The organism is Catonella massiliensis (genome assembly GCF_016651435.1).
GTDB lineage: Bacteria > Bacillota > Clostridia > Lachnospirales > Lachnospiraceae > Catonella > Catonella massiliensis.
In genome coordinates, this window is record NZ_JAEPRJ010000001.1 from 2162869 (window position 1) to 2175217 (window position 12349).

The 12349-nt window shown below is 38.1% G+C and carries 10 protein-coding genes; 1 reads left to right on the forward strand and 9 read right to left on the reverse strand.

The features are described 5' to 3' along the window. Nucleotides 1–57: 57 nt before the first annotated feature. The 4 genes from JJN12_RS09620 to JJN12_RS09635 form a co-directional block, all read right to left on the reverse strand. Nucleotides 58–339, reverse strand: coding sequence for a type II toxin-antitoxin system RelB/DinJ family antitoxin (locus JJN12_RS09620; RefSeq protein WP_208429475.1), 282 nt, complete (start codon nt 337–339; stop codon nt 58–60). 84 nt (nt 340–423) lie between these two features. Then, nucleotides 424–2019 (reverse strand): peptide chain release factor 3, encoded by a 1596-nt coding sequence (locus JJN12_RS09625; protein WP_208429476.1) that lies wholly within the window; start codon nt 2017–2019, stop codon nt 424–426. 279 nt (nt 2020–2298) lie between these two features. Then, entirely contained in the window at nt 2299–4569 is a 2271-nt protein-coding gene (locus tag JJN12_RS09630) for a bacterial Ig-like domain-containing protein (protein WP_208429477.1), read from the reverse strand. A gap of 195 nt (nt 4570–4764) precedes the next feature. Further along, the gene (locus tag JJN12_RS09635; protein WP_208429478.1) at nt 4765–6054 is read right to left on the reverse strand and encodes an ATP-binding protein; all 1290 of its coding nucleotides are present in this window, start codon (nt 6052–6054) and stop codon (nt 4765–4767) included. Between the two features lie 235 nt (nt 6055–6289). On the opposite strand from JJN12_RS09635, the gene JJN12_RS09640 reads away from it, so the two are divergent. After that, nucleotides 6290–7825 carry a hypothetical protein gene (locus JJN12_RS09640; RefSeq protein ID WP_208429479.1) on the forward strand — a complete coding sequence of 512 codons (1536 nt, stop codon included), beginning with the start codon at nt 6290–6292 and terminating at the stop codon, nt 7823–7825. Between the two features lie 80 nt (nt 7826–7905). On the opposite strand, the gene JJN12_RS09645 is transcribed toward JJN12_RS09640, so the two are convergent. The 5 genes from JJN12_RS09645 to JJN12_RS09665 all read right to left on the reverse strand — a co-directional run bounded on the left by JJN12_RS09645 (nt 7906) and on the right by JJN12_RS09665 (nt 12224). Continuing rightward, nucleotides 7906–8724, reverse strand: coding sequence for a hypothetical protein (locus JJN12_RS09645; RefSeq protein ID WP_208429480.1), 819 nt, complete (start codon nt 8722–8724; stop codon nt 7906–7908). A gap of 211 nt (nt 8725–8935) precedes the next feature. Next, entirely contained in the window at nt 8936–9193 is a 258-nt protein-coding gene (locus JJN12_RS09650; RefSeq protein WP_208429481.1) for a hypothetical protein, read from the reverse strand. A gap of 536 nt (nt 9194–9729) precedes the next feature. Further along, nucleotides 9730–11157: an IS110 family RNA-guided transposase gene (locus JJN12_RS09655; RefSeq protein WP_208429482.1), complete on the reverse strand. Its 1428-nt coding sequence runs from the start codon at nt 11155–11157 to the stop codon at nt 9730–9732. 122 nt (nt 11158–11279) lie between these two features. After that, nucleotides 11280–11603: a hypothetical protein gene (locus tag JJN12_RS09660; RefSeq protein ID WP_208429483.1), complete on the reverse strand. Its 324-nt coding sequence runs from the start codon at nt 11601–11603 to the stop codon at nt 11280–11282. Nucleotides 11604–11702: 99 nt separating this feature from the next. Continuing rightward, nucleotides 11703–12224, reverse strand: coding sequence for a sigma-70 family RNA polymerase sigma factor (locus JJN12_RS09665; protein WP_208429484.1), 522 nt, complete (start codon nt 12222–12224; stop codon nt 11703–11705). Between the last annotated feature and the right edge of the window lie 125 nt (nt 12225–12349).

The following is a 12349-nucleotide window of genomic DNA, read 5'->3' on the forward strand; positions in this document are numbered from 1 at the left end:
TATCGACCTATATCAGAGATTTGTCAAGTTACCATTTGATATTATCTCGAGATCATCTTAACCTCTTGCCTCTCTTATTGCTTCATTAATTTCGTCTAAAGACAAATCAGAAATTCCATATTCTTTTGCAATCTTACTTGCACGTTTCATCGCAGAAATCCCTTTGTTCTCTTTAACCTCTTCTATCTTCATACTAAATGGAATTCCCTTTTCCCTAATTAGCCTAGCTAAACAAATCCTAAAATATGATTGTAAATCTATCCCAAGTTTACTACAAATCTCTATTGCCTCAGTTCTATCATTTTCATCTACTCTAAATTGTACCAGTGTATTTACCATATAAATCGCCTCCCTTAAACAAATTATAACATTGTTCGTTTACATATGCAATCATATGATTAATAAATGATGTGAAGCAATTATTTACATCTCCGCATTGCCAAATTCTGACAGTTTTAAGCCCTCATTACGCTCAAGCACTGTCTGTATGCTCCAAGGGTGGGTAAATATAAGTAAAGGCCTGCCCTTCATATCCTTGATACGCTTTGTATCCATGGTGAGGGAGAGCTTGTCCATATCCACATCCTTATTCTCTATCCAACGGATATGCTCATAAGGCAGTGTTTCAAGGCGTATCTCCACATTGTACTCCTGTAGCAGCCTAAACTTAAGCACATCAAACTGAAGCTCACCCACAGCTCCAACCAGGATTTCCTCAAAGCCCTGGCTGTACTCCTGGAATATCTGAATAGCACCCTCTTGGGCTATCTGCTCTATCCCCTTTACAAACTGCTTACGCTTCATGGTATCCATCTGGCGGACTCTTGCAAAATGCTCCGGCGCAAATGTAGGTATTCCTGCAAATCTAAAACTCTCATTTGGCGAGCAGACAGTGTCTCCTATAGAGAATATGCCCGGATCAAAGATACCTATTATATCTCCTGCGTAGGCCTCTTCCACTATCTTTCTTTCCTGTGCCATCATCTGCTGAGGCTGTGAAAGGCGGATTTTCCTGCCTGCCTGCACATGGTTTACTTCCATTCCTGCTTCAAACCTGCCGGAGCAGATACGCATAAATGCAATCCTGTCTCTGTGCATCTTGTTCATGTTTGCCTGAATCTTAAATACAAAGGCTGAGAACACATCAGAGCGGGGATCAAGTTCACCCTTGTCAGTCATCCTTGAAGATGGGATGTAGGTCATCTTAAGGAAGTGCGTAAGGAAGGTCTCTACACCGAAGTTAGTAAGCGCAGAACCAAAGAATACAGGGCTTAATTCACCCCTGCTTACCTTATCCTGGTCAAACTCAGGGCAGGCCCCATCCAGAAGCTCAAGCTCCTCCATTAACTTCTCGTAGTTATCATTGCCTAGAGAAGTCCTTGCTTCCTCATCCTTTATATTAAAATAGCTTGTCTCAACTTCCTTTGCACCCGCATTGGCAGCCTTAAACTCCATAACTGTCTCGGTATTTCTATCATATACACCCTTAAAGTTCTTACCACAGCCTATAGGCCAGTTGATAGGACAGGTCTTGATACCAAGTATGCTCTCTATCTGGTCCATAAGCTCGAAGGTATCCATAGCCTCACGGTCAAGCTTGTTTACAAAGGTAAATATAGGAATGTGGCGCATAACACAGACCTTAAACAGCTTGATAGTCTGAGCCTCCACACCCTTGCTCGCATCTACCACCATGACCGCAGAATCTGCAGCCATAAGAGTACGGTAGGTATCCTCTGAGAAGTCCTGATGTCCCGGTGTGTCAAGGATGTTGATACAATAACCATCGTACTCAAACTGCATAACTGAAGAGGTTACAGATATACCTCTTTGCTTTTCTATTTCCATCCAGTCCGACACTGCATGTCTGCTGGTTTTTCTAGCCTTCACAGAGCCTGCTAGGTTAATAGCCCCTCCGTAAAGCAGAAGCTTCTCTGTAAGTGTTGTCTTTCCCGCATCGGGATGTGAAATAATCGCAAATGTTCTACGCTTTTCTATTTCTTTTACTAAATCAGACATATATTTTCCTTTCAAAAATCTTGTATATCTATTAATACAGAACTACATTGTTGTCACTTACTGCAGTCCTTGTATAAATATTCATCATCCAACTACTTTTTACAAAATAGCTGCTTACTCTTATTTTCGTGCCAAAAGATATAAATTTTTATGTAAGCAAATCCAAACAAAATTTCTAAGTTTTTGACACACGTATCATATTATAGCAGTTACCAAAGTATTTTTCACTAAAAATTTTAAAAAGCTGAGAGGGCTGCTATAATGCAACCCTCTATTATTCTAATTTGCTTTTTTTCTCTTCTTTTCTTTTGGACTTATCTTGATGTCATAGGTCTCCGAATATCCGCCTTTTTTAGCGCTTACTGTAACACTTACTGTGCCCACAGCCTTGGCAGTCATTTCTCCAAGCTTTGAGATTGTCATAAGGTCTTCATTGTCAACCTCATAGGTGAACTCCTCGTCCTTATCCTTTGAAAATAAAACATAAGGCTTTATCTTTGACTTCGTACCCACAGTAAGGCTCTTATCTATGGAAACCACCATAAATGGCTTTCTCTGCTCAGTATCGCGAAGCTCCTGCTTGGTTACATCATTGTTATTATTTTCCATTATTACGTATGTGCCTGAGCTGTAGGCATAAAAGCGGTAGAGATTGTTTGCCACCAGCCCGCCAGTCTGCTGCACCATTATTCTTCTCCTGTCAGGGGTGAAGTATACAGCTACTCTGGCAGGGTCAAACTCCTCAGGTATCGTAAGTTCTGCTATCAGATACTGGTTCTCATCAAACTGAAAGCTGTCGATATCCATTTCAAAGGCAATGTAATTCTTAGTACTATTCACCCTCTTTATGGCAGACTTTATAAGGTCATCCTCCAAATCTTCCGTCTCAAGCTTGATATCTTCCCTTACAAACTGATCCTGTATAAATGCAGTAAGTGTAGAGCTGTAGTCCCCTCCACCTACCGTAGACTCAAGAGTTCCCACGCCTGCAATCCTTCTTGCAAATGCCTCTACAGTGAAGGTCGCAGTCTTGGCACCGAAGTTTACCGTAAACACATTGTCTCCCACCTTACTTGCGGTAGTTGACATTATGGTGTAGTCTTCAACATTGCTGCTGCTTCCGTCATTATAGGTAGCAGTCACAACCAGCTTCTTGCGGTCTAATGACTCGTACTGCTCCAGTGCACCTCCATTGTACACAGCCTCAAGCTGAGTTACCGTTTTCGCTGTAACAGGAACATAGATGGTGGCTGTAAGCTTTTTATAAGTGACTATAACCTCTTGCATCCCAACTGTGTTCATTGTTTCCGTAGAAATGTCAAAATCAGATATGGTCTTATTGGTTCCATCGGGATAATAAGCAGTAACCAAGATGCCCGATTTACTTATCTTGCTTCCCTCTATCACCGTTCCACCATTATATGTGGCGGTTATATTGGTAGGAAGTACTTCTGTACCCTTTACTACCACAGTATCATTAAAGCCCTTGTAGGAGACAGTGATTGTATTGGCTCCTACCTCTTTGACCGTATCCGGAGATATGGTAAAGCCCGCTGTTATGGTTTCTTTTGTCTTGTCGTTGTTGGTAAGCTCAATGGTTATCTTGGAAAGGTCAATCTTGCTTCCCACAACAAGGTCAGTCCCTGTGTACTTGGCAGACATCTTCTCAGCGGTTTTTGCCACTCCGTTTACTACGAACTTGCCCTTAAGATTGCCGTAGGTAACTGTGACAGTATTCTCACCCGGAGCCTTCACCTCCAGATTGTTAAATGAAAGGTCAGAGGTCTTTACAGCCTTTTTATCATTGTTGGTATATACAATGCTCGCCTTTATCTTCTTAGTGTCTACAATCTGCCCTACTACAAGGTTTTTATCACCTGAATATATTACTTCAAGCTCTTTTTCTCCATAGCCCTTGACTTGAACATTGGTTTTTCTTCCGTTAAACTCTACAGTTATATTGTTGTTTCCGTCAACCACTATGGCCTCAGGAGAAATGGAAAACTGGTTATGGCTGATAGTCCTTGTAGTCTGTGTACGTCCGTTAGGTGTAATCACCCCATATACCACACTCAGGGTAATCTCACCCTTCTTTATAGCGTCTCCAACATGATACTTGCTTGCACCATTCCAAGTCGCCTCCATCTTATCAAAGGTCTCATTGGTTTTAGGTATAGTGATTTTATACACCAGCTCTTCGCCTGTCTTTGTCTTAGCCGTATTGTCATAAGTTATGGCAAGCTCAAATGCACTCTTTGCATCAATGGGAACTGCATTGAGGGAAAGCTTTATATGGCTAAGCTCACTCTCAGGGAGAGGAACAAACTTCTCTTCCCCGTCATAGCGCATAGTAAACTTAAAGTCTGTTTTACTAAGCGCAGTACCTACCAGTACATCGCCGTTTTCATTCTTAACCCCTATATATTCGGCTGAAAGCTCAGCTATCTTCTTGTCATCCTCCGCACTTACTCTAAGTGGTGCAGACAAGCCTATAATCATAACAAAGCAAAGTAAAATTGATATGAACCCTTTAATTCCGGTATTCCTCATAACAAAATACTCCTTTCCAAAATTTCCTATATCTAATTATATCGGCATATCGTTACTAAGTTATTATATATCTTATCAAAACTTTTATCTCTTTATAGTCTACCCCTACAAATGCCGGTTTAGCAGAAAGTTTTCCTTTAGTACTTTAGTATGTCATTGAAAATTTAAGCCCAAAAAGGCTATGATATTCACTAGTTAAATCACATCTTTATCCAGTAGAAAATCAATAACATTTATATTCAAGATGCCATTATCATCATACCAGCGCTTTCCAATATCTTTTCTTACTAAAATTTTGGGAAAAAAGTCACCTGTAAGCGCAAAAGGCCTTAGTTCTATCTCTGCTTTTTCATCATCAGGCATCGCATAAGCTGACTGTATATAAGTCCGCTTCCCTCCTGAGTTTACCACAAAATCAATTTCTATCGGAATACGAACTGAATTTCCATTGTCATTAACTGCTCTTTGATATACAACGCCGACATCAACTAGAAACTGCCTTATATTTAACTCGTTATATATAATGTTCTCCATTATATGCGTCATTTCCTGTTGACGAAAGCCTATCCTTGCATTCCTAAGGCCTATATCCTCGCTATAATACTTGTTTGGAGAATCAAAGTACGACTTTCCTTTCACATCATAACGCTTGCTTTCCGAAAAAAGGAAGGCATCTTCCAAATGTCCTATATATGTACGAATCGTATTGGCTGACACGCTATAGCCTTGCTTAGACTTCAAGGTATTAGCAATTTTAGTTGGATTGGTTAATGAGCCAACAGACGAGCACAGCAAGTCAAGTATTTGTTCAAGCACATCCTGCCTCTCTATTCTCTTTCGTTCAACAATGTCCTTAATATATACTTCTTGGAATAGAGATTTAAGATAGTTCATCTTCGTGGCATCATTAGGTCTTGACAAAATAAGCGGCATACCGCCATAGAAGGCATATTCATCAAAAGCTTCATTTTTATCTCCACCAACGGCAGAGTAATATTCAGCAAAACTAAGCGGATGTACTCTTATTTCATCACTTCGTCCTCTAAACTCTGTAAGAATGTCACTTGAAAGCATTTTTGAATTGCTTCCGGTTACATATACATCTAAATTTGATAGACCTCTCAAATCATTAAGCGCATCATAAAAAGTAATCCTTTTACCGTCAGGATTGTACGGGTTAGCCACCTCATCAGACATTTGTATTTCATCAACAAAGAGATAGTACTCCTCTTTACTTTTTTCTACCTTTTCTCTTAAATACGATGAAAGTATAAGCGGATTGCGGTATTTAATATCTTTTGCAAGGTCAAGCTCAATTGTAATAATCTGCTCATCTTTTACACCATTCTCAATCAGATAATCTCTATATATATTTTTTAGTAGATAGGATTTGCCACATCTCCTTATGCCTGTGATTACCTTTACCAAGCCATCAAAACGATATGAAATCAACTGTTGCAGATAACTATCACGTTTAATTTCCATAACCCCCACTCCATTCTATTGAAAATTTCCGCCCATCTAGGCTAATCTAGTCAATATTATATAACTATTCTTTAACATTTTCAAATGATTATTTTTTTAGTAGACAGTATATACATAAGACAAGCATTTGGTGTTATAATAGACTATGAAATAAAGACCTTATGCTTTATCAATCTGCGAGTGACTTCTCTATGATTTTACTTTGCCTGATTGATGACTATGAAAGGAGCCTACTATGAAGAAAAAACTAATTGCACTTGTACTACTCTTTGCCCTGTTTTTTAGTACCTTGCCTCAAGCTACTGAGGCTAAGACAAAGCAAAAAAAGCTTGACTACAGCAATATGCCTTATCTTGATACGCTTATATACAATAAAGACTTTGAGAAAAATGGCGTTTACAGCGCGTCAAGAAAGTATCTAAAGCTTATAGAGGATGCTGCTAAAACTGGGAAAATAACCGAAAAATTCAAGGCGGCAGAAAGATATTTCGATGATGATATGGATTACGAACTTACATATACAAATGACTATGGTCCCAATTTTTATGGAACTCTCTCCGACAAAGGGCTTGCATTCTTTTTGAATAGGTTAAAACTTAACGAAACGCCCATTTACTTGGAAACAGACTTTAATGAGCTTCCTTATGAATTTGATGATACAGTAGAAGTAAACAAGTCGTTAGAATATATATGCCTAAAAATATTAAAGGACAGAAATCCAAAATCCTATGAATATGATAAACGCATGGAAAATAAAATAGGATATTCCATTGCATCACGTATGAAGTTTATAAATGACAATGCCATTTTACCTAAGAACTTCCTTAAAGATTTGAGGAAAAGGCTGTCTATCAACAGGATTTACAAGTTATATGTCAGTAATTACGAGAAGTATAAAAAACTACATAACGACAACAAGTACCTGTACTACAAGAATGAAAAAGTCCCTGCTCCTTGGAGAACTGACAACTTTTTTGTTACTCCTATAGTGATTGGTGGATATAAAAGGGGATTTAATCCAAAGACAGATAAATACCTAAACATCTTCTGTAATGCAAACTTTACCTATGATGACGCCATAACTTCACCTCCTGATATTAAAGCATACATATATGACAAATCAGGTAACCTCGTGGATACATTAAAGCCTTCATATCAGTATAAGAGTAATTATCTGGGCTCATTTATATTTACTGTAAACAATACCGCCAAATACCTTAAAAATGGTAAATACAAGGTTATCGTTAAAATGAAAGCTAAGAATGGCAAGGATGAGCTCTACGCTGAAAAATCGGAGGCTTTCACAGTTACAAACAGGAATGTGTATGGAAGTTACAGGAGGGTTCCTATATACCCTGCAAACGGCTCTGATAGCCGTGCAATGAAGACATTGGGCGCTAGATATTTTAAGAATATAGAAAATACCACCAACACTAGATTGGCTTACAATATTTATAAATTTGTTAAGACTTCTAAGAAAGTACACGTTAAAGAGCGTGACTTTGATAAATATTTGTCAGTCTATGACAACAGCAAGTTGTTATATGACTCATTTTGTAAAACCGAGTGCTTATGTAGATTCTCTTATGACCAAACTGAGTTTGGTCGATATTACTATATCCTCAGAAAAGATTTTGAGTACCTTCACAATCTATTCTTAGGCAATTTTTTATACTCCCTCGGAGTGCCCCCACAAGAGATTGCAAAATATTATAAGCATTATAAAGATCCAAATCCTTTAAACTTTAAGATACCATATAGAGGGTTATAACCACAACTATTAATGGGAAGGCTTTTGTATTCTCATACAGAAGCCTTCCCAAATTATTTCGGTTAATACGGATTGATATATTAAGCCAACTTCCAATTCTTAACTATATATATTGCATCCCTGTTTTGGGATGTTCGACTGCTTTCGTTGGCTGAGAAGAATAAAGTCTTGCCAACAATATGCATACTTTCAATTTCAAATTTTGTTGTAGATGAATTGGAAAACGTATCTTGACCCACATAAACACAATCACTATATCTATATTTTAGTATATGGCTTTTAGTAAATCTCTTAGTTTTTGCATCTTTTTCTGCAAGTATAAAATATAAATACCCATCTTTATAAAACATGTCCTGCGCCTCAGTGTTATCAACTTCAATTTTCAGCGTATTCGGATATGTAAATGTTTTCATTTTCTCAGTACTGTACTCAACTTTATCTGTTATATTGCTAGAAAAGTAAACTCTCTGCCTTGCATGACCGTCGTTATGGCCACTAAAGTGCACTATGAATTGATTGTTTCCTATAGCCGCAATTGAGCTGATATCAGCATCACCTGAGTTAATATCTATCTTTGTTCCCGCTTCATGCTTAGTACCTTTTAGCTTCGTAGTAGATAACTTAACAATATAATTCTTATCTGTTCCTACATAAAGGAAACCACCGCTTAAAGTCAGACTATTGGCATGTCCTAATCTTTCATACATATGTGTATGTGATGGTTTTACAAAACCTTTTTCAATTTTATCAGTTTTGTTTATCACGTACAAGCACTGCTTTGATTTGTCTTGTTTTGATTTAATACAATATAACGTTCCGTTGCTATCAATAGATATTCCACCCATATTTGTGCATTCCATCTTATCAGGAATCCTATATAATAATTCAAATTTACTCATAATCTTTCTCTCCTTAATCATTATTCTTTGTTTCCACTTCTTTCATTGGGATTGGTTTCATATCTTCATTTAGCTATCTATAGCCCATTAAGGCTATGTAATATACAGCTTTAGTTAGCTGGTGCTCTTATAGAGCAAAATCTTTTATTACCAAAAGCTCTAGATTTCACTTTTAACCACCTCCTTCTACTTAGTAGCCTTGGCGGATGGCTTAAAAGGACGTTTTGGATATCTTTCTATCATTTCCATTAAGTTCAGCTACATCAGTCATGCCTTCACTAATAATGTAAGATACAAGTGTTCCAAGTGCTGATATAATGGCTGCTACATGCTCTATCGTAAGACTATTAATATTTAATACAGTCAGCATTGCGGTTGAAAAACCTATAATTGCAACCCAAAACTTTCTCGATGTTAGTTTTCTTCTCCAATCAATCTTAGTTTCTTCAACATTTTTAGATACTTTCATTTCAGCATTTCCTTCCTATAATGTCAAGCCCTAAATCATTTAATTTCAGGCTTTTCTTTAAATATTTACCTCATAAAACAGAGCAAAAAATGTATGACAGTCATTGTATTTTATACTGAACAGCTAAAAGAGGGTGTAGTTTATAAAGCATCCCATTGTTTTGCTTTATAAAGGCTATAAATCCTCTGCTAACTATGATGGTGAACCTTCCGTGTCTAAAGGGATCGTGTCCCAACTTCCTTCGTCCCACCTGTCCATACACCGAGTGCCTGCTAAGCTTTCTAACAGGGTCATGCCCTACGGAGAGAACTACTGCAAGCTACAGCTCTTGTTTGTTTTTTGATTTTACTGACCTGCATACTCCACAGGGTACGGATATTCCGTGGATGCTTACCCTGACTCGTTTTGCTGGTCATTGTGATGATGCAGCACCTGTAGCGCTCCATCGTTATCGGGTTTCCTTCCAGAACCCTGCCCGATCTCGGAATAATCCGACACCCGGCAAGGCTCTGGAATAAATTTTGCTGTCGACTGTTTTACGCTACAATAGCTTCCTTATTTTCCGGACGTCTGATGTCCATCAACATCTTCTTCGGAGCATATTTCGTACCAGTATTCAGAATCGTATAGATAATCCTCAGAAGCTTGCAGGCTATCACAATCAATGACTGCATCTTTTTCAACGGATTATCGGCTCGTGTCGTATAATACATATGGAGTTCTTTGAATTCCTCTACATGGGCCACTGCTGACTTTGCTGCCTGGAATAACCAATATCTGAGTCGTTTGCGTCCTCTATGACTGATTTTGGTTTCTCCCTTATGCTTTCCTGAACTGCATGCCACAAGGCCTAATCCGCTTAATTTCTGTATTTCCTTAACATCATCAAATCTTGAAATATCTCCCATCTCTGCAAGAATACCGGAAAGTGTATTTTCTCCAATCCCAGATATCTCCAGAACGTTACCTGTATGCGGTATCTCATGACATTTCTGGTTGATCTGGTTCTCTATAACAGCAAGTTCAACATCCAGTTCCATGATTTTCTGCACGAACCACTTTACAGCTGTCTTGCTTGCAATAGATCCATCCTTAATCCCAACACTTGCTTTTGCGTACTGTAAGATTTCTCTGGCTCTGCTGTACCCGCGTCCTCTAAGTTTAGCAGCATGCCAAATCTGTCTTATCCCTTCTTCTCCAAGTGCGGTCAGTTCATCCGGAAATGGTGCCTCTTTCAGCAGTTCAAGGCTAAATGCTCCATCGACTTTTCCCAATGCTTCCTTATACTCCGGGAAATATATCTTCATCTCCCTGTGCATCCGGTTGATTGTTCGAATTCTGTCTTCATTCAGTTGGTCTCTGAACATGGATAACCTACGAAGTTCAGCATAGATTTTTTCTGGAAGATATGGCATACCAAAGTTGCCATCCTTGACAAGATTTGCTATCAGTTTTGGATCCTTCCTGTCATCCTTCAGCTGGCTGTTATCTTCAACCTCCTTTGTCTGCTTAACAGCATAAGGGTTTACCTGAACAACACTGATTCCATTTGCAATCATCCAGGTAGCAAGGCAGAACCAGTAGTGACCGGTCGGCTCTAAGCCAAGTACTATCTGACTCTTATCATGTTCAGCAGCTATCTTTACTGCCCATTCTTTTGCACTCTGGAATCCCTCATAATCATTGTTGAAAGAATATGCGGACTTACTGAGTTCCCGTCCTCTGGTATCAATTGCTCTCACATAGTGCGTTTCGCTGCCTACATCACATCCCAAGATAAGCATGTCATCGCTGATAAAAGAGAGTTTTTTATTTTTATCGAACTTACCATTGGTTTCCAACTCACGCCAGGTTGAAGCTGCGAGATTTTCCTTAATCACCTCCGATTTTTTCAAAAGCTCCTGCTGTTCAAAAATATTTGCTGTTACTACTTGATTTTTTTTCTTTGTGCCTTTAATATTCATTTTAGATACCTCTTGTGTTTTTTAGATTTTACCAACTGGCAGGTCAGTAATAATCTAAATTTACTTGAGGTATTTTTTTATGTCAATCTCTTGACCTATTTATAGTATACAGGAAGCTTTCTTTAATTTATTTTACAATTTTCTTCAACTTCTATCGGGAGATTCATAAACCTTCGATGCATATCATCCATTACTCCATTTTCTCCCAACACATGGTACTGTTTATACATATTCTCAACTGTTTGGCGGTCTGAATAATTAACATAGCCCTGTTTAAAGAATTCTCTGTATAAATATAAAAGCCTCTCTCTCAAAAGTGCTTGCACGCCTAGCTGTAAGGCTTTTGTCTGCTTATCACTATTTTTGATACTTTTTAGTATATTTAACCAAAATCCTCCTATCAAAGACGGTATCCCAAATAGTGCTAACCAATTAAATAACGTCACTTTATCATCTCCTTTCTTTAACTTGATACTTCGTTTACAGATACAAGAAGTACATTTTTAATCTATATTACCTCCTACTTAATAGCCTTAGCTAAAGCTCTAAAAGGACGTCTTCAAATAATTATCTTTAAGTTTTTTTATTGCCCTTCTATAGCGATGGCTGACATTGTTCGCAATATCTCCTGTCAAATCTGCATATTCTCCAACTGACATCCCATCAAGTGCTATAGCAATTACCATCTCTGCTGTACTTTGCTTTAGAATTCTGCGTATTTTCTGGCACACTTCTTCATACTCCCAATTATCGTTTCTTTCCATCTCTTCTTTACAAAATATAGTTGGATCTTTTACCTCATCCATTTGAGGTTCGAGGATAACATCATCATCTTCTTCTCTACTTCTTTTACTGCTTAGTCCTCTATGCCTTTCAAACTTGTGCAGATTATTGTATTCAGGTTTATTGAAACCCTCATCCCAAGCATCCTGAATAAGTAGTTCCAGTTCTTCCTCAGACAGGTTTTTATCATATTTTAATGATAAGCTTTCCATCAGTTCTTCAGCTTCCTTTGAGTTCAGATTTATTATCTGATTCTTATTTTCATATCTGACTATAAGTTGCATAATATGTGCTCCTTTCTTCTAAAGAATCTCTAGAAGCGGAACACATAAAAAATCTGAAAGTATTAAGACAACACCATATTGCAAAGCCAAAAATGAGCATAGTAAAATACGGTGGATACATCTTC